Source organism: Streptomyces sp. SID14478, assembly GCF_010548525.1.
Taxonomy (GTDB): Bacteria; Actinomycetota; Actinomycetes; order Streptomycetales; family Streptomycetaceae; genus Streptomyces.
The window spans coordinates 56325-79607 of record NZ_JAAGMG010000100.1 but is presented as its reverse complement, the minus strand read 5'-3'; the positions used below and the strand labels follow the sequence as shown (position 1 = coordinate 79607).

The following is a 23283-nucleotide window of genomic DNA, read 5'->3' as shown; positions in this document are numbered from 1 at the left end:
TCGGCTTCCTCTGCTAGGGTCCCCGACTAGAAATTCCTGGCAGTGCCTCTATGCTGTCGGGTCAGAGGATGAGGACTTTATTGATGGAGATCCTGGCCGACTCAGCTGAGCAGACTCACTCGCAGCCGCTGCTCCCCGTAGAGGTCCACTGCCACGGATTCGCCGGGGTGGACTTCTCGGAGTTCTCTCAGCTCGATCTGGAACGTCTGGAGCAGGTATGCACGCAGGAAGGCGTGCTGAGTATTCCGACGCTCTATCTGCACCACGACAGGCTGGGCGACTTCGAACGCTTCATGCAGCGTTACGACCGGATGCGGCGCGCCGGGCGCATCCCGCATGTCGTGGGCATCGCCCTTGAGGGGCCACTGCTCTCCAGCCACGGCGGCACCCCTGCATCCACCGTCTGGGCTCCCACCCGCAGCGAGTGGGAGCGTCTGGCCCGTCTCGGCGATCTGGGCCTCGTCTACATGGTCCTCTCCCCCGACGCGTTCACGCCCGCCTCCGACTTCTTCGGGCAGGTCTACGACCGGCACCCGGGTTTCGAGTGGATCGTGCCCACGCTCCTCGGTCACGGTGTGCGTCCGGCGCTCGGTCACTTCACGCGCAGCGATCCGCACCACAGCGCGCAGTTGGTGACCGAGATCGTTGATCTTGCCTGGGCAGCGGAGTGGAACGGCAAGGGCGCGCGGGTGGTGACGGACCATCTCTTCAATGACATGCCGCTCAACATCCGTCACGCGTTCCGTACTTCGCGCGCCCGCGAGGCAAGGGAGGCGACGCTGCGGTCCTACGACCTGCCGGGTTGGACTCTGGACACCATGGACCAGATAGCCGGACCGGTGCCGGCCGCGATCATGCACGAGGCGGCCTCGGGCCGCATCGCCGCGTGCATCAACTTCGATGGTGAGCATGTCGACCTGGCCATCGCCAGCCGCGCGGTCCAACTGATGGGCCTGGAGAACTCAATGATGATGACGGACCGGTGTGACTCCGCTCGGCTGGGTGGGCAGGATCTCACGGTCGGCCAAGAGAACGGGCTCTGGTACCAAGAGGGTGGCATCGTGGCCGCCGGATCTCAGCCCCTGGCCCAGCAGATGACCAATGCGGCCGAGCAGAGCATCACCGGCGACGCCCTCTGGGACCTGGTTGCAGGGACCGCTCACCGTGCCTTCGGGCTCGCCGCGCCCCAGCAAGATGAGCTTCCTGAGGGTGTACTCCAGGCGACGCACGCCAGCTGGGGAGCCCTGCAGTCGGCGGCTGACGCGTGCTGAGCGACGTCGCGTCGGCTGGTCGTGCTCTCACCCGGGTCTCACGCTCCGGCCCGCTGCGCATCGGAGTGCTCGTGTCGGCCACTGGCGCGAATCTACAGACCCTGATCGATCTGCAACAGCAGGATCCAGACAGCTTTGCTGTCAGCCTCGTTGTCTCTCACGGCACCCGGTCGCCGGCGCTGGCCGTCGCCCGAGCCCACGGCATCGAGGCATGGCCTGGCGACTTCGACACCCGCTGCGGCCTGGCGTCGCACTCACGTGATGCTCAGACCCGCTCGCTCTACCGCCGTCGCGCTCGCGCCTGGCACGACGATCTGAACACTCGTCTGATCGAGTGGGAGTCGGCCAACGGACCGCTCGACCTCGTGGTGTTGGCCTACCACCGCTGGATCGAAGGCGACCTTCTCACCCGGTACCGGGGACGGATGATCAACCAGCATCCAGGCGACCTCAGCATTTTGGACCAAGCCGGCCAGCGGGCGCTCGTGGGCAAGGACCCCGTCAACTCCGCCCTCACACTGGGCCATGCCTCGACCCGCACCTCGTGCTTCCTGGTCGACGCGAGTCAGGACGGCGGAGCGGTCCTGTGCCAGGGGCCTGCCGTGCCCTTCGAAGCCGAGGGCCCACAGCCGCCAGATGCCTGGAGCCACGAACTCAGGCAGAAACAGTTGAGTGACAGACCCTGTCTGGAGTGGACGGTGCGCGCCTTTGCCGCGGGCCGCCTGTCCTTGGTCGAGCACCAACACAACGACGGAAGTCCCATCGTCCTCGTGGACGGAACCGCAATGCCACTCGGCGGAAAGAAGCTGGATCATGCAGCTGGTAGCGAGCGCAGCTGAGCCGCGCAGCGCGATCGGGGCCAACGTCCTCGATCCGTTGACACCGAACACCGCCAAACGTGTCGCCTACCGGCACGACACCTACATGCGTGAGGGGCTGGTCTCTCTCACAAAGCCGCTGCACGCCGGCCGCTTGTACGACCACACCTTTGTCGTCCTCAAGCCGGACGCCGTCGCCGGGCGCCGCTGCGGCCTCATCCTGGACACCCTGCGCTCCGAGGGCTGGCATCCCGTCGCCGCCACTCCTGTCGGCTTCACTCCCCTGCTGACCCGCGAACTGTGGCGCTATCAGTTCAACGCAGCCTCCCAGCAGCGGATCGCAGTGGTAGACCATCTACTGGGATCAGGACGGAGCCTGCTGGTTCTGGTGGAAGACCGCGCTCGGCCGCGCTGGCTGCCGGCCAGTGCCCGCCTCACCGCAGCCAAGGGCTCCGCCGAGCCAACAGCTGCGCGCAAGACCGACCTGCGGACGCGCATCGGGCGCGTCAACGGTCTCTTCAACTTCATGCACACCGCAGACGACCCAGCAGACGTCGTGCGCGAGCTCCAGCTTTTCTCCTACCAGGCCGGATGGTCCTGGTGTGCCGAGAGCCTCTTCGACGAGCGGACGGACGCAGGCGAGCACCGCCAGCAGCACCTCACCCAACTCATCCAGGAACTCGAGACCGAGATCCCCGCCCACGATCTCGACATCGGCAAGAGTCTGGCCCGGCTGGCCGCGCGGAACGACGCATGGGGCGAGTGCGCCGTACGGCACCGGACAGCAGACAAGATCGACGAATGGCTTGGTTTGCTGGCGTGCTGCGCCCTGCCCGAGGGACGGGCGCGCTGGGACGTACTCACTGTCCTCACTGGCTGGATCAACTGCAACGAACCCGGTGTCACCCCTCTCATCTCCACAGGCACCTCTGAGGACTGGCGACCGAAAGCAGCACACGCATGACCCACACCCACCCTGGAATCCCCGACCACGTCGGCGCGGGCAACCTCATCTACCGCGCAGACAACGTGCCACGCTTCGTCAGCGCCGAGGGCTCCTATCTGCAGGCCGCCGACGGCCGCCGCTACCTGGACGCCGAGGCCGCCAACGGCATGGTGGCCTGGGGCTACGACCGCCAGATCCTTCACGAAGCCCTGGACCACTGCCACCAGCTCCCTGCCCTCCCCTCCTTTTGCGAGTCGGACCTGCGGCTCGACGTACTCGCTCGGCTAGAACGGCTCTTCAGCGAAGCCACTGGAGCTCCGGGACGCATTGAGCTCGACCTGGGCGGGGCGCAAGGCATGGAGACAGCGCTACGCATCGCGTTCAGCGCTGTCGGCCCAGGGACCATCGTCGTCTTCGAAGGCTCCTTCCACGGCAGGTCCGGAGTCACCAGCATGCTCAGCTCCAGCCCTCGCTACCGCGAACTTCTGGCCGCATGGGGCCTGGAGGTCGTACGCCTGCCGAGCCCCGACTGCAGCCGGTGCCCCCACGCCGCCGCCAGCCAGACCAGCTGCGCGACCGGCTGCATCAGCGCGGCGACCCGATGGGGCTCCGAGCTGTCCGGCGTGGGCGGTGCCGGCTTCGGCCGCAAGGTCAGCGCGTTCATCTTCGAGTCCGTGCAAAACGTCGGCGGCATGGCCGAACCCGACCACGCCCTCCTGCGGGCTGCGGTCGACCACGCCCGCTCCAATGGCGCCGTTGTGATCGCCGACGAAATTTTCACCGGCATGCACCGGACCGGCCCGCGCTGGGGATTCCAGCGCTCCGGAGTAACCCCCGACATCATCGTCGCCAGCAAGGCGCTCACCAACGGAGCCGCAGCCCTCAGCGCCATCTGGGCCCGTGAACCGCTGGCAGCACCACAGACATACCGGCCCGGTAGCCATTCCTCCACCTACATCGGCATGCCGCACGCCCTGGGAGTGACCCGGGCCGTCCTCGACCGCTGGGCGCAGTGGGCCGACCCCGAAGGCGACATCCTCTCCCTCGAAGGAAAGATCAGAAAACGCCTGGACCAACTCCGCCTCCAGCACCCCCAGTTCGTGCACAGCGTCCAAGCGTTCGGCGGCGCCGCCAGGCTCGTTCTCACCGGCGACCACGCACCCGCCCTGCGGCGCCTGTGCCTCACTGCCTCCCACCAGGCGGGTCTGATCGTCGCTTCCACCGGCATGGCTCCCAACGTCATCAACATCCACCCGCCGCTGGTCATCGAGGACAGCGACCTCGACGTCATGACCGACATCCTCGACCTCGCCCTGCAACAGCTGGCCGCCGCAACGGTGACATCGTGACCAGCTACACGAGTGAGGACCCCGTCATCTGTTTGTGCGCCGATGTCCGGGAAAGTGAGGTGCTCTCCGCCATAGCGGCAGGAATCTGCGACATCCCCACACTGCGGGAGACCACCAGCGCGAACACCGGATGCGGAGACTGCATCATCGACCTGGAAGAACTCCTGGAAGCAAGGGAGGACCACCATGAGCGCCGCTGACCTGGCCACCGTGAGGCCCCGCACCGCACCTATGACAACACCTCGCCGTCTCCCACCCGACCGGCCCTTCGGATACCAGAAGCATCTCGACGGCACGGTGACCATCACGCATCGCTGCAGCCCGATCACCCGCGTGCGCGAGGCACGTCACGTCTCTCGGCTGCTGTCAGAGTTGGCCCAGGACCACCCCCAACACGTACTCGCTCGGTGGGCTGTGGATAAGGCTTGAGAGACGTTACTGAACCTCTTTCATCCTGAATAGTCGCAGGTCATCAGGGTGTGCACGGCTTGGACGATGGTGCCGATGCGGCAGGTGGAGCATCTGGCCCGTCGAAGGAGCCGCCAGGACTTGAGTTGCGCGAAGGCGCGTTCGCCGGAGACTCGCAGCCAGGCGTGGTCGCGGTTGAACTGCTGGTACCGCGCGGGTTGTTCGCTGTGGTGCTAGTAGGGGGTGCGGACGGTCCACGCTATACGAGCACCGGCAAGTGCAGATTCACCGAGAGGACGCCACCGGGTGCCTCCTGCTCCCGGTGGATCTCGGCCTACGGTCGTGAGCACGCTCGTAGGCCGCCGCCGCCTGTTTCACCTGCCGCCACAGCGGCCCCGGTGCCTGGTCACGCAGCCGGGCCCAGGACGCCAACTGCCGCTTCGCTTCCCGGCGGTCACCGTGCTGAAGGAGACCGGTGAAGGCGGCGCTGGAGGACTCCAGCACCACGTCGCCGCCATGCCCCGTCAGGTGCACCCCCAGCCCGGCCGCCGGGGCCAGGTAGGCGGCGTCCATGCCCGCGATCGCCGAGGAGAGGGTCGGCCCGTCCGTGGCGGCCGGCGGCGCGACGGCGAAATGCCACGTGTCCGGGCCGCCCCGGCACACGTGATGGGCGACACCCGCGTGCGCGGCGACCCGGTCGGCGAACCGGCTGTCCTCCGCACTGGCCAGCGGCCCGCCGTAGGACACCGCTCGTACCCGGCGTCGGCTTGCCGCGAGCAGCACGAGCGTCGAGGAGTCCAGACCGCCGGACAGATCCGCCCCTACCTCCTCGTGCTCGCCCACATACGCCTCGGTCGCCTCATGCAGTGCCTGCCCGACCCGCTGCGCGCCCTGGGACAAGGTGACCGGGGTGGGCAGGTCGGTGATGTCCACGCTCGTCCACCGGCCCTCCTCCAGCAGCAGTCCCCGGCCGCCGATCACCTGGTGCACGCCCTGGTAGACGGAGCGATCGGGCCAGTGCTCGCCGCCTGCCACGAGGTGCGCGGTCAGCAGCGGGAGGTCGGGCGCTGATCCCATCGCGGCAGCGAGGCGTGCCGCCTGGCTCCCCCACACCACGCCGTCGCTCGTCTGCCCGACGAACAGGCCCCGTACCCCGGCGAGGTCCCCCGCGACGAAGGCCGAGCGGGAGGCGTGGTCTCGGTTGCGGGTATCGCGGGAGACGGGCTCCGAGGTGATCGCGGAGACGACGGAGGCCGTAGCGGCAGGTGGCCGGCCGATCGAGAATCTCCTCACCGCCCAGCGAGCCCGCCAATGCGGCGGCTGCGCGCGGCGGAGCGAGGTGGCGGTCAGCCGCAGCTGCCCCCGTACCGCCGCACGCTCATCGGCCGAGGGACGTCATGAGACGAAGTCGGTCAAGGTGCAACCGTCCACGAGGCCCTTCTCCTTCGTGTAGCCACTCGGGATCTGGGTCTCCGGGTCGCAGACGAGAGCGAGGAGCCCGGAATCCTTGAGACCGGCCCTGGTCGTGGGGCCGCCCGTGACGGCGAAGTCCTCTCCGAGGAGGTATCCGGCGGGACCGCGTTGCTCGGCCTGGGTCTGAAAGCTCTTCATGTCGTTGATGGATATGAGCGTGACTCCGTTGCCCTTGACGTCCCAGCAGACGGCTCGCTCCTTGATGCCCCACAGCTTGCCGACCGACTCCGCATCCGGGTCGTCCTCATGGTCGGAGTCCTTGTCCTCCGGGTGCAGATCGGTGCACGTGGTGCGCTGGCTGACGAACGTCTCGATGTCCGCCATGGTCCCGGCGCTCGGACGGCCGTTCGTCTCGGTATCCGTGAGCCGCCCCCCGCTGCCAGCCGACTGCCCGTAGCCGTCACCGCCGGTCGCGCTGCTCTTCTCCCCGCCCTCGTCGCTACCGCAGCCGCTGACCGCCGTCAGCACCAGTACTGCCGCACCGACCGCCATCATGTTCCGCAACCGCATCTCTTCTCCTTGCCGCAATACATCAAGTGCTGTGGGCCCGGTCCCGGCCGCCGGGAGCTCGCGTCCTGACTTCGCAAGTTCAGGCACGAGCGGCGTTCCCGGCCTCGCTCTGCTGGAAGTAGGTGTCGTACAACTCCTGTATTTCCAGAAGGCTTTCCGGCGGGATCTTGCCGTACGCGATGCGCTCGAGATGACGAACGTACTCGAAGCGCTCCACCCCCGGGGTGATCACGATGAGGACGTCCGCGCCCTCACCAGACGCGGCCGCGAAGGCGTGCGGCACGTTCGGCGGGACGGGGGGTCGCCGTTCTCCTTGACCGGCACACCGTGGCCAGCGGCAGCGGCCCGCAACTGGAAGAAGAAGCGGAGCCCGATGAAGACGACCAGGACGTCGAGCACCACGGCCAAGCCGTACCCGGCGGTGTGAGCACGGCATCTCCCTGCGCCTGAGCTGATTACCAATGGGATGCCCTCGGAGAGGACGTGACCCAGGATGCAGCGCGGGAAACGCGCGAACAATCCCCGGCTTCATATGGTCTGATAACCGAGGAGTTATCGCTGAAGGCGGGGGCAATGGAACTACGGGACATCGAGATCTTCCTGACGCTGGCCGAGGAACTGCACTTCGGCCGGACCGCGGACCGCCTGCACGTGTCACAGGCGCGAGTGAGCCAGTCGATCGCCAAACAGGAACGGCAGATCGGCGCGCGCCTCTTCGCCCGAAACAGCCGCCAGGTCGAGCTCACTGCCATAGGCACACAACTGCGGCAAAACCTCAGCGCGGGCTACCAGCAGATACTCGAAGGCACCCGCGCGGCGACCGCTGCCGCCCGCGGCACCACCAGCACTCTGACCCTCGGACTGCACGGCCCCCAGGCACACGACCAAGTACGCATACTTGACCTGTTCCGGAGTCGGCACCCCGAGGTCGACCTCCGCATTCAAGAGATCATCTTCACAGACCCCTTCGGCCCCCTGAGGAACGGCTCCGTCGACGTGGCGACGGCCTGGCTGCCCGTCCGGGAACCAGATCTCACCGTCGGCCCGATCGTCATCACCGAACCCCTGCTTCTCATGGTCGCCACCAACCACCCCCTCGCCCGCCGGGAAACCGTCAGCATGGAGGACCTGGCCGACTGGCCCCTCCCCCACTCCGCCACACCGGTCCCCGACTACTGGCTCCAGACACTCGTCCCCACCCACACCCCCGGCGGTCGGCCCATCCGGCGCGGCCCGAAGGTCTCCTCGTTCCAAGAGCTCGCCGCCGTGGTGGCGGCAGGTGAGGCGATCAGCCTCGTCCACGGCGATGCCGCACGCTACTACCAGTGGCACGGCCTCCATTATCTCCACCCACACGACGCCCCCATGGCGAGCTGGGCCCTGATCTGGCCGACAGCCGGAGAGACGGAACTGGTCCGTGCACTCGCCAAGGCAGCGCGGGACACGGGACCACTCTGATGAAGGGCCGCCCAAACGACACAGGAGACAGGCCTGGCTTACGGCCGGCGACGGGGGGCGTGTCCGTAGAAGTGGACGAAGCCCCGGCGAATCGACCAGCCGGTCACTGTTGCTGAGCCATTCCTTGCCCTTGGTATCGGCGTTGATCACCAGCTGAGCATCGTCGAGGAAGGCGGCGACGGTGGTGCTCAGGTGAGTGAACTGGGTACCGCGGTCTGGATGGCTGATGCCCTCCGTCGTCTTCGGTCCCCTGCAGGCTGTATCCCAAGGTATGCAGCAGGTACCCGACGGTGGAAGCACTGACGGGATGGCCCTGCGCCACGAGGGCCGAGGCCAGGGCCCGCAGCGACAGCGTGGCCCACCGCAGTGGAGAGACGGGATCACCGCGCGTGTGGGGCTCGATCAACGACTCCAGTGCGGGAACCAGGTCGGGATCGGTGTCTGCCAGACGTTTGCGGCGGGCTCCTGGGGCCCGGATTCGAAGAGTTGGGACGGAGCCATCAGCCAACTCGGCGACACCACGCGTGAGGGTGACGGGACTGGTGCCGGAAATCGCGGGACAAAAGGCCATGACCGGGAGCAGTTGCCTCGCAAGCCAGGTACAACCGGCGCCGACGCTCATCGAAGTGCGGCACAGTCTGATCGGACTTGGACCGCAACACGCGGGCGACGTCGCGGTCAGCCAGAAGCAGAGCCAAGGTTCCGACTCCCGCCAACTCGTCTTCCACTGTGCACCTATTGATGTAGGGACCCGGGACCGCACGGAGAACTGCCAGGTCGGTGTCTTCCTCGGTCATGCCGGTGCTCGCGGGCGGACGTTGATCGACCGCCGCTTGCATCTGCCCACGTAATGGACCGATGACCGAGAAAGATGAGCCGGTCGTCCCGCCTTGTCCAGGTGGACGGCCAACTCCGCAGCCTCATCCTGGAGTTCTTCCACGCGACCGCGGGCCGCCGCCTCCCGCGCCTGGAGTTCTTGCGGCAACGACACCATGACGGCCGCCTCCACCCCGAACACGGTAGAAGCACGACGCCACCGACTCCACGCCGATCAGCTTCTCCCCAGCTCAGCCATCCCCCGACAGGATCCGCACCCTACCCTCGTCGACGTGAGGCCTGCCACACGTCGACGCCGGCCGGCCGTCAGGTGTGCAGGTGCTTGGCGAGGAATTCGGCGTTCGCGCTGAGGTCATGGCCGAGCCGCACGCCGTGGTGGAGCAACTCGGCCAGGCGGACTGCGAGGGCCTGGCCGACTCGGTCAGAGCTACTCGCAGTGAGGGCGAATTGGAGGATGTCTGGGTAGCGGTCCTCGGCCTCGCCAGAAAGCGGCGCCGGGCGGTGGCGCCCGGACCGTCGGTGGGGCCGATCTCCGGGAACAGGACCGTCGCGGCCTGTCCCTCGGTGGCGAGATTGAGGCCGAACCAGGAGCCGAACTGGTCGGGACACCAGGCCCTTCCACTAGGAACCCCACCGTTCCACAGCGCCGCCTCGGACGCGTGCTCAAAGACCTCCGCACCACCGCAGGCAAAACCCTGGCCCAAGCCGCCGAAGAACTGCAGTTCGCCGAATCCAAGATGAGTCGCATCGAAGCCGTCCAGCCAGGAGCACGCCCCTCGACCTGCGCGTGCTCCTCGACTTCTACAACGTCACCGGCGAAGCCCTGCGCGCCCGCCTGCACGAACTCGCCCGCTACGGACGCGAGCGGGGGTGGCGGGCACAGCACGAGGACACCCTCAACTCGCTGCACGCCGACTACATCGCCCTGGAATGGACGCCTCCGACCTCTACGTCGTCGATACCTCCTCGTCCCCGGACTGCTCCAGACCTCCGACTACACCAAGGCCGTCATCCGCCTCCACAACCAGCAACGGGCCGACGTCTTCGACTACGTCCAGGCCAGGTCAAGGTCCGCGGCCAACAGCGACAAGTCTTCGCCCGCAGCGCACCCCTGCGCCTGTGGGCGATCGCCGCGGAATCCGCCCTGTTCCACCGCGTCCGCGGACACGACGTCCAGCAGCAACAGCTCCAGCACCTACTGATCACGGCGCAGGAATTCAACATCCAGATCCAGAACTCCCCCAGGCCGCACCCCTCAACGCCGCGTTGTACGGGCCCTTCGGCGACCTCCCCTTCCCCGAGCGGGCCGAGATGTACGTCGTCTACTGCGCCAGCCTCATGGGCACCGTCTTCTACGAGCAGCCGGCCCAGGTGGACGCCTTCACCACAGTCTTATGCCGCCTCAGCTCGGTAGCCGTCCCCGCCGAGGAGTCCATGGCGCAGATCCGTGCCTCATACAGGAAGAGGACAGCAAGTGACCGCGCAGCACCCGCACTTCGACTCCGCGACGGTCCACGGGTTCAAGGTCCGCCACTGTCACTGCCGCTCATCGACCTGTGCAGTGATCTGGCTCACACGATGTCACAGGGGTCAGTCAAGCGGTGTCTTGTGCTCGAACCGCTCGAACCGAGGGAGACATCATGGCTGTGAACACCGATGTGGTGGTTATTGGCGGCGGATACGCCGGCGTCATGGCGGCAAACCGTCTGACGCAGCGCGGCGACGTGAGCGTGACGCTGATCAATCCCCGACCGGCCTTCGTCCACCGGGTCCGCCTGCACCAGTTGGTGGGCGGAACCGACGCCGCCGTGGTCCGATACCAGGAAGTCCTGGCGCAGGGGGTGCGGTTGGTCGTCGGCAGCGTGACGCGGATCGACACAGCCGGGCGCAGTGTGGAGCTTGCGAGCGGTGGTCAGGTCGGGTACGACTACCTGGTCTATGCGGTGGGCAGCGGCAGTGCCGACCCGCAGGTGCCCGGAGCGGCCGAGTTCGCCTACCCGATCGCCGCTCTGGAGGAGGCGCAACGGTTGCTGCCGGCCCTCGATGCCGCACCTGCATCGGCCGCGGTGACGGTGGTCGGAGCCGGTCCGACGGGTATTGAAACCGCTGCCGAGCTGGCGGAGCAGGGGCGAAGAGTGACTCTGGTCTGCGGCGGGGTGCTGGGGCCGTACTTGCACCGGCGGGGGCGCCGTTCGGTGACCGGGCGCCTGGCGGCGCTCGGGGTGAAGGTGGTGGAAGGTTCTGCCGCGAAGGTGACGGAGGTGACGCGTCATGCGGTGCGGCTCGCTGACGGCCGGGAGCTGCCGAGCGCGGTGACCATCTGGACCACCGGCTTCGGCGTGCCGGACCTGGCCGCGCGCAGTGGGCTGAGCACCGATGCTCTGGGTCGCCTGATCACGGACGAGACGCTGACGAGCATGGATGACCACCACATCGTCGCGGCCGGGGACTCGGCGGCGCCTTCGGGCCTGCCGCTGCGGATGAGCTGCCAGGCTGCGATGCCGCTGGGTGCGGCGGCCGCTGACACGGTGTTGAGCCGGTTGGCAGGAGAAGAGCCCGAGACTCTGAACCAGTCGTTCGGAGCGCAGTGCATCAGCCTGGGCCGGGGCACCGGCATTTTCCAGTTCGGCAACAGGTCCGATGTCGCGGTGTGGTTCCACATCGACGGCCGCCTCGGCGCGAAGATGAAGGAGGCTGTGTGCAAGGGAATCGTGAAGCACCTGGCCGATGAGGCGCACAAGCCTGGCCGGTACAGCCTGCACCGTATGAAGGGGGGTGCCGGACGCCAGAAGGCGCTGGAGGCCATGCGTGCCGAGGACCCGCTCGTAGTCGCCCGGGTTTCCTAGTTTCGGACCGGACCGGCTGCCAAGGGGGAGATGATCAGGCCATGAGTGATGATCACGCAGTTGACCAGGCGACCGAGATATTCGTCGCCCACCGCAATCTGCTCTTCACCGTCGCGTACGAGATGCTCGGCTCGGCGGCCGATGCCGAGGACGTCCTGCAGGAGACCTGGTTGCGGTGGATCAAGGTCGACCTGGAGCAGGTACGCGACCAACGCGCCTACCTGGTCCGGATCACGACACGACAAGCACTCAACCGACTGCGCACGATGAATCGGCGCAAGGAGTCATACCTGGGCCCGTGGCTGCCGGAGCCCCTGCTCACAGCGCCGGACGTGGCCCAGGACACCGAACTCGCCGAGAGTGTTTCGATGGCGGTGATGTTGGTCCTGGAGACGCTGTCGCCGACCGAGCGGGCCGTTTTCGTCCTGCGCGAGGTCTTCGACGTCAGCTACGACGAGATCGCTACGACAGTCGACAAAACCCCGGCGGCGGTCCGCCAGATCGCACACCGGGCCCGTCGGCATGTCGACGCCCGGCACCCGCGCAAAGTGGTCTCTCAGAGCCAGACTCGGGCGGCTTTGGAGTCGTTCGTGCACGCGCTGGAGAGCGGAGACCCGCAGGCGCTGCTCGACGTCCTCGCGCCCGAGGTCGTGTACATGGGCGACGGCGGCGGCGTCAAGCACGCTGCGCTGCGGCCGATCCTCGGCGCCGACAAGGTGTCCCGCCTGTTCGCCGGCGGCCTCGGCAAGAACACAGTCCCGATCACCTTCAGCCCCATCGCGGTCAACGGCAGTCCAGCGCTGGCGATCCACCTAGACGGTGAGCTGGACGCGATATTCGCGGCCCGCGTAGAGGACGGCCGCATCACCGGTATCTACGTCGTCCGCAACCCTGAAAAGCTGTCCCGCATCGCATCCGAGACCCCGCTGGCCCTGCGATGAATGAGCGGTGGCGCATCAGCCACCTGGAGGTCAGGCACCGTGCCTGCCGCCTTCGCCACCCAGGGCCGCCTCGCCGCCACACCACCTGACTGCATGCCGACGCCCATGCGCCAGGTCATGTAGGCAGCCGAGTTGCATGCAAAAGACCGTCGTCCCGTCCTGTCTCTTCGGAAAGATCCTTCTTATGGAATCCCTTCGCTACACGTTCCTCATCTTTCACCTTTTCGGATTCGCCGCTCTCCTGGGTGGCATCTTCTACCAGGTACGAGGCAAAGACCCGGTGACTGGCAGCTACATGGTGACCAGCGCGGTAGTCCAGCTGGTTACAGGCGCCGGGCTGATCTGGACCCGCATATCCCTTGACCTGCCTGTGCCTCACGCCAAGATGGGTGTAAAACTGGCTCTTGACCTCCTGGTGGCGGCGACAGCGCTGGTCGGCATGCGCAACAAGGGACCCTGGGCCTTCTACGCCGTCGCGACGTTTACCGCGGCCGCAGCGGTCGTGGCCGTGGCATGGACGTAGCCGCATTGCCGTTGTCTCCTCGATCTGCTCGAATACGGCCTGGTGCAAAGTGCTTTGACCTCGCCCTTTGTGACGGCTCATCAGTTCCACTGGTTGGCTGCTTCGGTTTGTTGGAGTGATCGTGGGCAGGGTGGTAGCCCGCTGTCGCGTCGGGTAGGCGCCGGTTTCGCACTGCACGGCATCACCGACCCAGCACGCAGGGACAGGCCCTCGTTCGACGTGCTTCTGCCGTGCTTGCGGGAGATGTACCGGACAGCTCCGTCCGCGGCGATCGGCAACCGCAGGTCGGCGAAGCCAGTGCAAGGGGGCGAGCGGTCGCGGCGCTTGGACAGGACAAGGACCACTCGCCCCTGCTGGCCGGCCACACCCGGCCCGGCCAGCTGCTCTCCCATGCCCGGCCGCGACGGCTGCACACCCGGCGAGGGTGGTCGTGGCCGGTTCCTCCGCTTACTCCGTGTTCGCCCGCGCCGAGTGGGTCATCAAACCGATGGCGGATTACGATGTGCCCGCCTCGTGGATACCGTGGCTGGGCGGTGCCGAGGCTGCGGGCGCCGTCGGCCTGCTCGTCGGACTCGCCGTGCCTGCCGTCGGCGCCGCGGCCGCGATCGGCCTCGCCTTGTACTTCGCCGGGGCCGTGGTCACGGTGGTGCGGGCGCGCTGGTTCTCCCACGTGCCGTTTCCGCTGATGTACGCCGCCCCGGTCGTCGCACTCGCCCTGCCCTAGGGAGGGTTGCCGAAGGTGCATCCTGACGTCGTTTCACCATCACTTGAAGGGGGCGAAGGTGCTACCTGCGCGCCGAGCGAAGCTGCGGGCCCCTGACCTCTGGTCACGGCTACGCCGTCAGTGCAGCAGCGACGATGGCGGCAAAAACGGCTCGGTCAGCGCCCACAACTCATCATCCACGATCCACGGTTGAGTACCCACACCCTCACGAACGACCGAATCATCACACCGGCAACGCCCTGCCAGTCAGCAATCGCAAGATCGTGTTACTGAGGTTGAACTCGTAGTGTCATAGGGGCTGTCGAGGGTCGTCCGTCTGCGGTATGACCGAGGTGTGCGGTATCCACAGGGTGGCGGGCTGAGCGCCGAACGACGTCAGTTCCGCGAGGAGTTACGGGGGCCAGGCCGCGGAGCGCTTCGCCCGGGGTGAGGGCGGTTCGGCGATCGCCAAGGACTTGCGCGTCAGCGTCCGGTCGGTCCAGCGCTGGCGGCGGGCAGGGAAGGAAGACGGTCCCAGGGCCCGGCGCTCGCAGGGGCCGGCGTCGCTTCTCAGGCTCAGTGAGAAGCAGTTTGCCCAGCTGGAGGCGGAACACCGGCTGCCAGGGCCACAGCAGAGCTGCCGAAGTCCAGGACCACGACACCGCTCAGGTAAAACACCACATTGCGGTCGCGTAAGACCCGCCCTCCGCCCCAGCCCATCCCCTTGCCCCTTCCGCCACCGCCAAGACCCAGGCGCCCCCGCTCGGCGTACGGAAAACATTGTGCCCGCAGTAGCAGGGCGGAGGCAGGCCGCACCTGTATCGATGGGATCCGCCGCGACAGCCAACCACTCTCGACTGGACCGACCGCACCTGACTCGTGGCTATCGAACTCCATCAGTGCCATGCCTCCGCGCCGCCCTCGCGCCGCGCGATCGGAGCGTTTCGCTTATACAGCGGCGACAGTTGGGGCCGGTCTGGCGTTGCCCAGTCCGCGTCGGTCAAGATCCTCTAGGTCACGGGTTTGTCCCAGGGGCTGACAGTCTCGCAAACCGGCGCCGCGGTGCGGTCAAGGGCCCCGCTTACGGCACGTACGAGCCCGGGAATCCCCCACGGGACACGGCTGGGGAGGTACCTGACCGTGAAAGGTGCATGAGTCGGGAGCGGCCGCATGCGCTGGCTGTTTGTCCGAGATTCCCTTTAGCTTCCTGTAACAGGCAGGTATTAGAGGGGAGTTGATCGGAACGGTTCGGCGGCCCGAGCGGGTCCTCATCGTCAGCAAGGCCCGCTCAGCCCCGCACGGACTGAGCGAGTCATCCGCCGACACTGAGGAAACAACGATGCGCGTCCAGCAGCTGACCTTCGCCGCACTGGCCCTCGCAGCGGGCATCTCGCTCTCCGCCTGCCAGAACAACGACAGCGACAGCGCCCAGGACAGCCAGCCGCCCGCGAGCTCCGCCCCCTCCGATTCCTCCGCGCCATCGAACGCCTCCGACCCCACGAGCGGTTCGCCCCAGGACGACGGGACAGGATCCGGCGGGCAGGAGACCAGCGCGGGTAAGCCTCCGGCCCAAAGCGGCGGTACAGGCAAGTGCCGTACCGACAACTTGACATTCACGGCCGTCGACAGCGCCGGCGGCGGCGACGAGGACAACGGCTTCATCGCCCTCGGGCTGACGAACCACGGCAGCACACCCTGCATACTCTCCGGATTCGCAGGCGTGGACCTGACCACCAACGGAGGACCCATCTCCGCCGCGCGCGAAGGGCAACCCGCAACACCGGTCACCCTGCAAGTCGGCAAGGAGATCGACTTCGGCCTCACCTACCCCCTCAACAAAACAGGCGGCTCAGGCGTCCGCATCACCGGGATGCTCGTCACCCCGCCCGGCGAAACGAAACCCGCCCACGTCAACTGGCCCGGCGCCGCCACCCTGCCCGCCTCCGACACCTCCAGCGCCGTACGCGTCGGCCCGATCGGCAGCGCCGGCCAAGGCGGATGACCAACCGCTGCGCCCAAACCGCGACCGGCTCGGGCCCTACACCATGGCCGGGATAACCAGGACCGGAGACGACATTGGGCTCCGCCGTGCAGTGCATGTGGCAGGGCCCCGGTGTGCTCCGGCTGGTCGCCGTCGGCCTCGGAACGCGTAAGGACCGGGCGGGAAGGGCGCGTCGGCGTCGACCAAAGCGAACTGGCGGTATGCCCGGTCCGCAGCGCGGGCGTCGCCCTGGCGCCCTCCCGACCGATCTTGCGCTGGATCGTTGTCGGTCGCGTGTACGGGGCTGTATGTCCGATGTCGGTGGCCTGTCGGCAAGCGTTGACACCGTCGCGGTAACGGCTGCCGGGCCCTGCCGGCAGCCCCGCTTCGGAGGAGCCTTCATGCGTACTCCCGTCACCATCATCGGAGCCGGGCTCGGCGGACTCACCCTGGCCCGGGTGCTGCACGTCAACAACGTCCCGTTCACCGTCTACGAGGCCGAGCCCTCCCCCACCGACCGCGGCCAGGGCGGCATGCTCGACATCCACGACTACAACGGACAGCGCGCTCTGCAAGCAGCAGACCTCACGGACGAGTTCCAAGCCATCGTCATGACAGGCCGACAGACGATGCGCCTCGTCGAGCGGGACGGCACAGTCCTGCACGAGATACCCGACGACGAGACAGGAACACGCCCCGAGGTGCAGCGCGGCGCACTGCGCCGGATCCTGCTCGACGCGCTCCCCGCCCACACCGTGCGCTGGGGGCACAAGGTCAGTGCCGTCCGCCCCTGCGGCGAAGGACAGTATGAGGTGACGTTCGGCGACGACAGCAGCATCGTCACGAGCCTGCTGGTCGGCGCGGACGGCGCCTGGTCACGCGTGCGACCGGCGCTCTGCGACGCCACCCCCGCATACGTCGGCACCTCCTTTGTGGAGACCTACCTCTTCGACGCCGACACCCGGCACACGGCCACCGCACAACTGGTCGGAGACGGCTCGATGATCGCCCCCTCCCCGGGCAAAGAGATCTTCGTTCACCGGGAGACGGGCGACACCCTGCACGCCTATATCGCGCTGGCCAGGTCACAGGAGTGGTTCGCGGCCATCGATTTCACCGATGCCTCCCATCCGCGAGCACGCATCGCGCGGGAGTTCCACGGCTGGGCGCCGGCCCTCACCGCACTCATCACGGACTCCGACACCGCGCCTGTCCTGCGCCCTCATCACGCGCTGCCGTCCGGCCACCAGTGGGAACACGTGCCCGGGGCGACCTTGCTGGGCGACGCGGCCCACCTCACGGCCCCGAACGGCGAAGGTGCCAATGCGGCCATGCTCGACGCAGCCGAACTCGGCCAGGCCCTCGCCGCCGCATCGGACGTGGAGCCGGCACTCACCGCCTACGAGCAGACGCTGTTCGCCCGGAACGCCGAACCTGTCGAGTTCGAGGGCACTGAGGTACACGGGCTTGAATCGGAGAAGAACACGGCACAGACCATGCTCAAGATGCTCATCGAGCAAGAACTGTAAGTTCCGTACTGGACAGGTGACGGCCCCTGGCTCAGCGGGCCGTCACCCGTCAAGCCGGTTCCCTTCGTCGGCACCCTGGAGACTATTGGGGGCGGCCCTCAGCAACGCTGAGCATGGGAACATGCCGCCTACCCGGCGAGGGTGACGTCACGTTCGCTCATGACTGTCTCGCGTGGGAGGGACGCCGCTCCGCAGCGGTGATCAGGATTCCGAGCAGTACCGCCAGATCGGCTGCGCCTTCGGCGTCGTCGGCCCAGCGGGTGGTCTGCAGTGGGTGAACCTGGTCGAGGAGGACGCCTTCGCGTGCCAGGACGAAGGCCAACGCCAGCATGGCCGCGCGGGCGTTGCCGTCCTCGAACGGATGGAAGAAGAGGACGTCGAGGTAGGTCCGGGCTGTGCGTGACGGAAGGTTCAAATCGGGTTGAGAGCTCTCGGACAGGCAGCGCTCGAACTGGGCCTGGGTAGTGGGTGCAAGTCCGTAGCGCTCCCGTCCGCCCTTCGCGAAGGCCGGCAAAGTGCGGAAGCGGACGAGGCCGCGGTCCAGCACGGACTGCTGCCACTTCGCCATCAGGGCTAAGGTCAGCGGCCTGCCCTGCTCCGCGTCAGCGAAGGCCACGTCGAGGGCGGTCAGGACCCGCGCGGTCCCCTCGCTGTCCCGTCCGTCTCTCGTCGCCAGGAACAAGTGTCGGAAGCCGTCACTGGCCGGTGCTCCAGAACCGGGGCGCGCACCGTGCCAGGATGGCCAGGAGATCTTCGTCCGGATGCGTAGCCAGTCGGCGAGGCTGTCCTTCGGCTGGCCGGGCCCGAAAGTCATCTGATTTCGCCCACGCCGCCGGCGAACCGCGAGCTCACCGCGTCGACCACCGGGACGTCAGGCGCGGTCCAACTGCCGAACCGGCCGCCGACCGCGTTCTCGACGATCGCCTGGGCCTGGCCCTCGTCGATGCCGCTGTAGGCGAGGAACCATCGGAGGACTTGCATGCAGTGCCGGTACCAGCCGCTCTCGGCGTGAGTGCGCTCGGCCACCACGGTGACCAGACGGGTGCATGCCCGCTCCCAGTACCAGTGGTCCGTCGAAACCACCGGGACGTTCCCCGGCGGGGTCAGTTGCGCGAACCGTTGTGTCAGATCTTCCAGCCAGCCACGCCATTGCCGAAGGGCCTCGACAATCAGCGGGGCAGTCGCATCCGGGGTCGTCACGGAGTGGGATGAACAGCACCACACCTCGACGACGCCTCCGTCGACGTCCCCTTCGGCGACCGACCAATTCCATCCGCAGGCCCATCGGCCGTAGCGGTCAGCCAGGAACTTGGAGGCGGGATCCAGCGAACGCCAGAGATCCTCACCAGCGACTTCAGAGCTGGGCAGCAGGGGTGCGAGAAGGCGCGCCAACTCTTCCGCCGTATCGTCGTCCATGTCGAACGGATGCCGAGCCGGATCCACATCTGCCCACGTCAGGGAATGTGCCCACGGTTCACTCACCATCCCACTCTGCCTTGCGCGGCCGCCCCGGCTCCACTGCATATCGTCGCTTCGCGTCAGCTACGACGTGACCAGAGAGCGCCGGTGGAGCGTTCAGACAGGCCGGCTCCTGCGATTCCTCCCCCTCCCGGGCTCGCCTGCTGCTCATCATCGTGGGCATCGTCGTCCTGGGCCTGCTCGCCATGTCCTTCACTACCCGGCGCCGCGCTGTACGCACAAACTCCCGGGCACCCCTGCTCCAGGGAGTCCCACCGGTGCCGCGGGCGACGAGGCGCAACGCGGCACGGCTGGCAGCACCTCGACACGATCCGACACCGGGCCACCCCCATCACTGACCCGTCGACGCCCTCGTCAGATGTGCAGCCGTCGTGGCCGGGCACCGGAGAGCATTGGTGCCGGGGCGCCGTCCGGGGCCTGGCCGGTTGGGTTTGGGTGCACGGGTCGGACAGGGCAGGTCCGGGCGGATGTTCCTGAACCCGCCGCGGACGCGGGCGGGGGTGAGCCTGCCCGGCTCGGCGGGCTTCTCCCAGGGCGGGTGCGATGTTCATCCGGGTTTCCTTGAAGGGTGGCGGGCGGTGGTACCCCGGTAGCACCCCAGCACCGCCGTCCAGGCAGCTGGCGCCGGGCGGCGAATATAATCTTCCGCATGTCGAAGCCTGACGAGCTGCTCGTTGACGTCGCCGCCCTGGTGGAATCCGGGCAGAGCAACCAGATGTCCCTGACCGTGGTCACCGGTGGTGCTGTCATCACCGGCCGTCTTGCTCCCGAAGCAGTCTGGAGGCAGAGGGTGTCGGAGGTGCTGACGGATTCGGAACGCTTGGGAGAGTTCTCCGGCGTCTTCGATGCCCCGGCGAAGAAGGACGGGCCGCCTAAGTATCTGCACTTCCACGTCGCCCGGATCCTGCAGGGCACGGTGGGGATTCCCGAGACAGGCGGGATGTACCGCGTGGCGATCGAAGACATCACCGCATGGACCGTGGGCGACTTCAGCTACTCCGACCACTGAGCAGCCACTCAGCATCTGTTTCCTCCGTCAGCAGGGGGGCGGCCGTGGTACGGAGCCAGGCTCGCTGGTCTGGGATCCTTGATCGTGTCCGACGCCCACGGCGCCTCCGCGGGATGGTACGCATCGCCTACCCGCCTGAGGAGGCAGCAGGGTCTGCATGGTGGACCCTGCAGAGTGAGTCATGTGGCCTGGCGGTCGGCGGTGTCTGCGTCGGGGTGGTCCGCGAGCGCGAGGGATACCTTGACCCGTTTACCGACGGGCTCTCGCTGGATGGTGAAGGTCTGGCAGACCGCTATCACGATCTCCAGGCCGTGCTGGCCGACGCGCGTCGGGTCTGCGGGCAGTAGTAGCGGCAGGGTGGGGTTGCTGTCCCATACGCTTGCTTGCACGGCTCCGTGCTCGACCGTCAACGTCAGCAGGCACGGTCCGGGCGCGTATTTGTGAGCATTGGTCACCAGCTCACTGACCGCGAGCTGCACTGTGCCCATCGCTTGCGCCGACACCGGCAGCCCGTGGTCGGCCTGCACGGACGTAAGGAAGTCGCGGGTCAGCTGCCGAGCTTCGGTGATCTTCTCGCTGCCCTCGAACGCGGCCGAGACGGTGAGGGATTTGCTGTCGAGCAGTTCGTCCTGTTCATGCAGGTACATCCATCTGCCCTTGTTCGAAGCGTTGAGACCAACTCCCCTTACCCCGGGAACATGTCCGCACGCTCGCTCCTGGTCCCCAAGTTGTCAGTGAGGTCGCACTGTTGGGCGGCGGAGCAGGGCGTCGAGGCCGGGTGGCCGACCGCCTCGGCGTCGGTGCTCTCGCCGTGCCGGACCTTCTTCTGCATGCAGCCACGGCGTCCGGTGCGTGATGGCGGCGCGCGGCGTTTACGCGGGCGGCGGCCGCCGTTCGGGACGGCGGCCGCGTGCCCCTTCCAAGTGTCCCTGCCTCGCCGGCAGGTCACCGGAGCACCCCCTCCAGGCAGCCGGGGACGCGGATTGACCCGGCTTCGAAGTTGCCCCGAGGGACTGGCCCGATGTCGGCGGCTTCCACGGCAACTGTCGTCCTGCGTTCATCTGAAGGCCCGTGGCACCGTGCGGCAACAACGGGGCGCCACGCGCCGGTTCGGGGCGGCAACGGGCCAGATCAGTGCCGCCGTCCCGTGGTCGTCCTAGCGCCGGATCGTCCCGGTCAGGGAACCCACCGTGACGCGCGGCGGCCTCTGCGGGTCGACGTCGGACCGGATCACCCGGTGCCCGACCGCCCACACCAGGGCGCCCAGTACGAACCCGTACACGACGACCAGTCCGTGCCCGTTCTCCTGGGCGAACCACATCACCAAGCCGAGCACCGGCGCCACGACGGCGAGCAGCCGGTCCCTGTTGTCCTTGGTGCGCAGCAGCAGGGCGGCGGCGAGGGTCGCGGCGAGGAAGTAGGTGGCCCCCGAACTCCCGGCGAAATTACGGGGATCCGTGCTGCGGCTCGTGTCCATGAACAGCGCGTCGATGTGCTGCGGCAGCAGGATCCCGGCCACGAACAGACCAAGCATCACGGGCCCGCCCCAGAACCAGTCGGCGAAGGCCGCGATCACGGCGCGGGTCGCGATGTTCCAGGCCCCGCCCAGGAAGCCGCCGTTCTGCATGAAGACCGAGGTGACCACGCGCCACCACCCGGACCTGTCCGGGTCCGCGTCGAAGGTGTCCATGGCTCCCGACCAGGTCAGCTGAACCAGGACGCCGGCGAGCGCCACTACCAGCACGGCCGCGGCGGCCCACGGTATGCGCCGCCTCGGGATCGAGTCGGGGCCGAGCAGCGCCAGGCCCGCCTTGAACATCAGCACCATCAGCGCTGCCGTGGTCACGTTGAACAGCAGATTACCCATGACTGTCTCCCCCGTTGTTCGCATGCATGGTCGAATGCGGAGGTGACGCTACTGGACGAGATCCGCTGGTCAGGGGCCGAATCTCCTCACTGAGCCGCTTCTTTGCGAACTCTATGCAGTCCTGGGCCGTCAGGCCGCGTCCGCAGACAGCCCGGCGAAGACCGCATCCGGAACCTGCACGGGGAGGAGCTGACCGCCCAGATGGTGCACACACTCGCCAAGGAAGTGATGCTTCTCAACCAGTAGCGGGAGCGGGACATCCTCCAGAAGATTCGCGAGCTGGCCGAGTGTTGCGCGGAAGCCACGAGCCTGGAACTCCACCTCCAGGGCGACCAAGGGCGCCCCAGAGCCACTGACCAAGAGCGAGATGATCATGATGTGGCTGGTGCGCACGGCGTCGGAGCCGTCCCAGGTAGGGCCGTTCACCGGGCTGAGCCCGCGCTGCTCGGGCACGTTGGTGTGCTGCGCGGCGTGAGACGGCTGTCGAACTCACACCCGGGCGGCCCCGGAGGCTCCCGCTGGAGGACCTGATCCTGCTGGTCGCGTTGAGGGCGCTCCCCCAGCCGTCGCCCCCCTCCCCGAGTGCCGGACGCCGTTCTATACCCGGCCGACGCTGAAGGCGGAGTCGCCGTTCAGATCACCTGGCACGAGGGGCGCTTCAACGATGACGCGATCGCCGTGACGCGGGGAGGGCAGGAACTTCCGCTGCTCCCGTTCACCGATGACGTGGCCCGACCCGAGGCTCTCACCGTCACCATTCCCGCAGAGGTCTGGCTGGGTGTGGGATTCCGTTTACCTCGTTGCGAGGAATAACTCAGAGGCAGGAGAGCCCCGAACGTTCCAACGCTTTGCAGGCGGCTAGGTAGCCCGCGATCTTGAACGCCAGTACATGGGAGCCGAACGTATCGGCGCGTGCGCGCCGCAGCACCACCCGGGTGGCGATCACGACTCCGTGCGCGGGCAAGTTCAGCTGCTCCTCGATCCCCGCGGCGACTGCCGCGAAGAAGCGCGGCAGAGCCTCGGCCGGCTCGTAGTCCACCGTGAGCCCTTGAGCCACCTCGAAGACGAAGCCCTCGGCCGCAAGCTCGAAATCCACCTCTATCTCCGCGAAATGCGGCGCGCAGTTCTGCTTCTGATGCAGTACGCGTACACCACGGATCGGGCATGGCGGGAACCGGGCCGACAATGACGTCACGCCAGAACGCTACCCCTGCCTGGTACTTCGCTGGGCTCCCATTACCAACCTTGGCGCTCACCTGCTCTGTGACACCTATCGCGCTTCGGCTCACCCATCAGAAAGGGGCGAACGCTGCCTTGCGCTCGGCCGCCGAGCAC

22 protein-coding genes and 4 pseudogenes are annotated in these 23283 nt (G+C 67.4%); 13 read left to right on the top strand and 13 right to left on the bottom strand.

What is annotated here, in order from left to right:
* The first annotated feature begins 83 nt into the window (after positions 1 to 83).
* From G3I40_RS03415 to G3I40_RS03395, 5 genes are read left to right on the top strand one after another with little or no spacing between them, the layout of a single operon-like run.
* Positions 84 to 1271, top strand: coding sequence for a hypothetical protein (locus tag G3I40_RS03415; protein ID WP_203643341.1), 1188 nt, complete (start codon positions 84 to 86; stop codon positions 1269 to 1271).
* A complete protein-coding gene (locus G3I40_RS03410) occupies positions 1265 to 2110 on the top strand; it encodes a formyltransferase family protein (RefSeq protein WP_203643338.1) in 846 nt (281 codons plus the stop codon). The genes G3I40_RS03415 and G3I40_RS03410 overlap by 7 nt, the downstream gene beginning before the upstream one ends.
* Entirely contained in the window at positions 2085 to 3053 is a 969-nt protein-coding gene (locus tag G3I40_RS03405) for a nucleoside-diphosphate kinase (protein WP_164300637.1), read from the top strand. Before G3I40_RS03410 ends, G3I40_RS03405 begins: the two co-directional genes overlap by 26 nt.
* The gene (locus G3I40_RS03400; RefSeq protein WP_164300636.1) at positions 3050 to 4384 is read left to right on the top strand and encodes an aminotransferase class III-fold pyridoxal phosphate-dependent enzyme; all 1335 of its coding nucleotides are present in this window, start codon (positions 3050 to 3052) and stop codon (positions 4382 to 4384) included. The genes G3I40_RS03405 and G3I40_RS03400 overlap by 4 nt, the downstream gene beginning before the upstream one ends.
* Positions 4381 to 4584, top strand: a complete 204-nt coding sequence (locus G3I40_RS03395) for a (2Fe-2S)-binding protein (protein WP_164300635.1) — start codon at positions 4381 to 4383, stop codon at positions 4582 to 4584. The genes G3I40_RS03400 and G3I40_RS03395 overlap by 4 nt, the downstream gene beginning before the upstream one ends.
* 249 nt (positions 4585 to 4833) lie before the next feature.
* Here G3I40_RS03395 and G3I40_RS03390 read toward each other — a convergent pair.
* The 4 genes and pseudogenes from G3I40_RS03390 to G3I40_RS03375 all read right to left on the bottom strand — a co-directional run.
* Positions 4834 to 4989 (bottom strand): annotated as a pseudogene (locus G3I40_RS03390) (IS5/IS1182 family transposase); the annotation flags it as partial.
* An 88-nt stretch (positions 4990 to 5077) separates the two neighbouring features.
* Positions 5078 to 6085: an asparagine synthase-related protein gene (locus G3I40_RS03385; protein WP_164300634.1), complete on the bottom strand. Its 1008-nt coding sequence runs from the start codon at positions 6083 to 6085 to the stop codon at positions 5078 to 5080.
* A 102-nt stretch (positions 6086 to 6187) separates the two neighbouring features.
* Entirely contained in the window at positions 6188 to 6775 is a 588-nt protein-coding gene (locus G3I40_RS03380; protein ID WP_164300633.1) for a hypothetical protein, read from the bottom strand.
* A 79-nt stretch (positions 6776 to 6854) separates the two neighbouring features.
* A pseudogene (locus G3I40_RS03375) lies at positions 6855 to 7070 on the bottom strand (cupin); the annotation flags it as partial.
* Between the two features lie 278 nt (positions 7071 to 7348).
* Between G3I40_RS03375 and G3I40_RS03370 the strand changes: the two are divergent.
* Positions 7349 to 8233, top strand: coding sequence for a LysR family transcriptional regulator (locus G3I40_RS03370; protein WP_164300632.1), 885 nt, complete (start codon positions 7349 to 7351; stop codon positions 8231 to 8233).
* A gap of 99 nt (positions 8234 to 8332) precedes the next feature.
* Here G3I40_RS03370 and G3I40_RS03365 read toward each other — a convergent pair.
* Both G3I40_RS03365 and G3I40_RS46880 read right to left on the bottom strand, forming a co-directional pair.
* Positions 8333 to 8931 (bottom strand): annotated as a pseudogene (locus G3I40_RS03365) (ISAzo13 family transposase); the annotation flags it as partial.
* Between the two features lie 1187 nt (positions 8932 to 10118).
* Positions 10119 to 10265 carry a hypothetical protein gene (locus tag G3I40_RS46880; RefSeq protein ID WP_239091490.1) on the bottom strand — a complete coding sequence of 49 codons (147 nt, stop codon included), beginning with the start codon at positions 10263 to 10265 and terminating at the stop codon, positions 10119 to 10121.
* Between the two features lie 445 nt (positions 10266 to 10710).
* Between G3I40_RS46880 and G3I40_RS03350 the strand changes: the two genes are divergently transcribed.
* From G3I40_RS03350 to G3I40_RS03325, 6 genes are all read left to right on the top strand, one after another.
* Positions 10711 to 11916, top strand: coding sequence for an FAD-dependent oxidoreductase (locus tag G3I40_RS03350; protein WP_164300630.1), 1206 nt, complete (start codon positions 10711 to 10713; stop codon positions 11914 to 11916).
* Between the two features lie 41 nt (positions 11917 to 11957).
* Complete coding sequence (locus tag G3I40_RS03345) at positions 11958 to 12857, top strand: RNA polymerase sigma-70 factor (protein ID WP_164300629.1); 900 nt, start codon at positions 11958 to 11960, stop codon at positions 12855 to 12857.
* Positions 12858 to 12993: 136 nt separating this feature from the next.
* Positions 12994 to 13380 carry a hypothetical protein gene (locus G3I40_RS03340; protein ID WP_239091489.1) on the top strand — a complete coding sequence of 129 codons (387 nt, stop codon included), beginning with the start codon at positions 12994 to 12996 and terminating at the stop codon, positions 13378 to 13380.
* Between the two features lie 430 nt (positions 13381 to 13810).
* Complete coding sequence (locus tag G3I40_RS03335; protein ID WP_343244811.1) at positions 13811 to 14104, top strand: DoxX family protein; 294 nt, start codon at positions 13811 to 13813, stop codon at positions 14102 to 14104.
* 1318 nt (positions 14105 to 15422) lie between these two features.
* Positions 15423 to 16085: a DUF4232 domain-containing protein gene (locus G3I40_RS03330; RefSeq protein WP_164300627.1), complete on the top strand. Its 663-nt coding sequence runs from the start codon at positions 15423 to 15425 to the stop codon at positions 16083 to 16085.
* 380 nt (positions 16086 to 16465) lie between these two features.
* Positions 16466 to 17593 (top strand): NAD(P)/FAD-dependent oxidoreductase, encoded by a 1128-nt coding sequence (locus G3I40_RS03325; protein WP_164300626.1) that lies wholly within the window; start codon positions 16466 to 16468, stop codon positions 17591 to 17593.
* 157 nt (positions 17594 to 17750) lie between these two features.
* Here the strand turns inward: G3I40_RS03325 and G3I40_RS03320 are convergent, their stop codons facing one another.
* The 3 genes and pseudogenes from G3I40_RS03320 to G3I40_RS48085 all read right to left on the bottom strand — a co-directional run.
* On the bottom strand, positions 17751 to 18407 hold the full coding sequence (locus tag G3I40_RS03320; RefSeq protein ID WP_239091488.1) for a Fic family protein: 657 nt from the start codon (positions 18405 to 18407) through the stop codon (positions 17751 to 17753).
* The gene (locus G3I40_RS03315) at positions 18404 to 19009 is read right to left on the bottom strand and encodes a hypothetical protein (protein WP_239091487.1); all 606 of its coding nucleotides are present in this window, start codon (positions 19007 to 19009) and stop codon (positions 18404 to 18406) included. Before G3I40_RS03315 ends, G3I40_RS03320 begins: the two co-directional genes overlap by 4 nt.
* Positions 19010 to 19466: 457 nt before the next feature.
* Positions 19467 to 19607: pseudogene (locus G3I40_RS48085) on the bottom strand (transposase); the annotation flags it as partial.
* 114 nt (positions 19608 to 19721) lie between these two features.
* Between G3I40_RS48085 and G3I40_RS03305 the strand changes: the two are divergent.
* The gene (locus G3I40_RS03305) at positions 19722 to 20081 is read left to right on the top strand and encodes a hypothetical protein (RefSeq protein WP_164300625.1); all 360 of its coding nucleotides are present in this window, start codon (positions 19722 to 19724) and stop codon (positions 20079 to 20081) included.
* Between the two features lie 179 nt (positions 20082 to 20260).
* On the opposite strand, the gene G3I40_RS03300 is transcribed toward G3I40_RS03305, so the two are convergent.
* The 4 genes from G3I40_RS03300 to G3I40_RS03285 all read right to left on the bottom strand — a co-directional run bounded on the left by G3I40_RS03300 (position 20261) and on the right by G3I40_RS03285 (position 23143).
* The gene (locus G3I40_RS03300; RefSeq protein ID WP_164300624.1) at positions 20261 to 20728 is read right to left on the bottom strand and encodes an ATP-binding protein; all 468 of its coding nucleotides are present in this window, start codon (positions 20726 to 20728) and stop codon (positions 20261 to 20263) included.
* A 509-nt stretch (positions 20729 to 21237) separates the two neighbouring features.
* On the bottom strand, positions 21238 to 21948 hold the full coding sequence (locus G3I40_RS03295) for a hypothetical protein (RefSeq protein ID WP_164300623.1): 711 nt from the start codon (positions 21946 to 21948) through the stop codon (positions 21238 to 21240).
* Positions 21949 to 22077: 129 nt separating this feature from the next.
* Entirely contained in the window at positions 22078 to 22401 is a 324-nt protein-coding gene (locus G3I40_RS03290) for a hypothetical protein (RefSeq protein ID WP_164300622.1), read from the bottom strand.
* A gap of 361 nt (positions 22402 to 22762) precedes the next feature.
* A complete protein-coding gene (locus tag G3I40_RS03285) occupies positions 22763 to 23143 on the bottom strand; it encodes a hypothetical protein (protein ID WP_164300621.1) in 381 nt (126 codons plus the stop codon).
* Positions 23144 to 23283: the final 140 nt, after the last annotated feature.

Bases quoted from the DNA above. Each gene is read 5' to 3' on its own strand.
- G3I40_RS03295 (WP_164300623.1), bottom strand. From the start codon at position 21,948: ATGGGTAATCTGCTGTTCAACGTGACCACGGCAGCGCTGATGGTGCTG.
- G3I40_RS03415 (WP_203643341.1), top strand. From the start codon at position 84: ATGGAGATCCTGGCCGACTCAGCTGAGCAGACTCACTCGCAGCCGCTG.
- G3I40_RS03350 (WP_164300630.1), top strand. From the start codon at position 10,711: ATGGCTGTGAACACCGATGTGGTGGTTATTGGCGGCGGATACGCCGGC.
- G3I40_RS03315 (WP_239091487.1), bottom strand. From the start codon at position 19,009: ATGGACGACGATACGGCGGAAGAGTTGGCGCGCCTTCTCGCACCCCTG.
- G3I40_RS03325 (WP_164300626.1), top strand. From the start codon at position 16,466: ATGCGTACTCCCGTCACCATCATCGGAGCCGGGCTCGGCGGACTCACC.
- G3I40_RS03305 (WP_164300625.1), top strand. From the start codon at position 19,722: ATGTCGAAGCCTGACGAGCTGCTCGTTGACGTCGCCGCCCTGGTGGAA.
- G3I40_RS03345 (WP_164300629.1), top strand. From the start codon at position 11,958: ATGAGTGATGATCACGCAGTTGACCAGGCGACCGAGATATTCGTCGCC.
- G3I40_RS03330 (WP_164300627.1), top strand. From the start codon at position 15,423: ATGCGCGTCCAGCAGCTGACCTTCGCCGCACTGGCCCTCGCAGCGGGC.
- G3I40_RS03400 (WP_164300636.1), top strand. From the start codon at position 3,050: ATGACCCACACCCACCCTGGAATCCCCGACCACGTCGGCGCGGGCAAC.
- G3I40_RS03370 (WP_164300632.1), top strand. From the start codon at position 7,349: ATGGAACTACGGGACATCGAGATCTTCCTGACGCTGGCCGAGGAACTG.
- G3I40_RS03320 (WP_239091488.1), bottom strand. From the start codon at position 18,407: ATGACTTTCGGGCCCGGCCAGCCGAAGGACAGCCTCGCCGACTGGCTA.
- G3I40_RS03300 (WP_164300624.1), bottom strand. From the start codon at position 20,728: ATGTACCTGCATGAACAGGACGAACTGCTCGACAGCAAATCCCTCACC.
- G3I40_RS03405 (WP_164300637.1), top strand. From the start codon at position 2,085: ATGCAGCTGGTAGCGAGCGCAGCTGAGCCGCGCAGCGCGATCGGGGCC.
- G3I40_RS03340 (WP_239091489.1), top strand. From the start codon at position 12,994: ATGCAAAAGACCGTCGTCCCGTCCTGTCTCTTCGGAAAGATCCTTCTT.
- G3I40_RS03380 (WP_164300633.1), bottom strand. From the start codon at position 6,775: ATGCGGTTGCGGAACATGATGGCGGTCGGTGCGGCAGTACTGGTGCTG.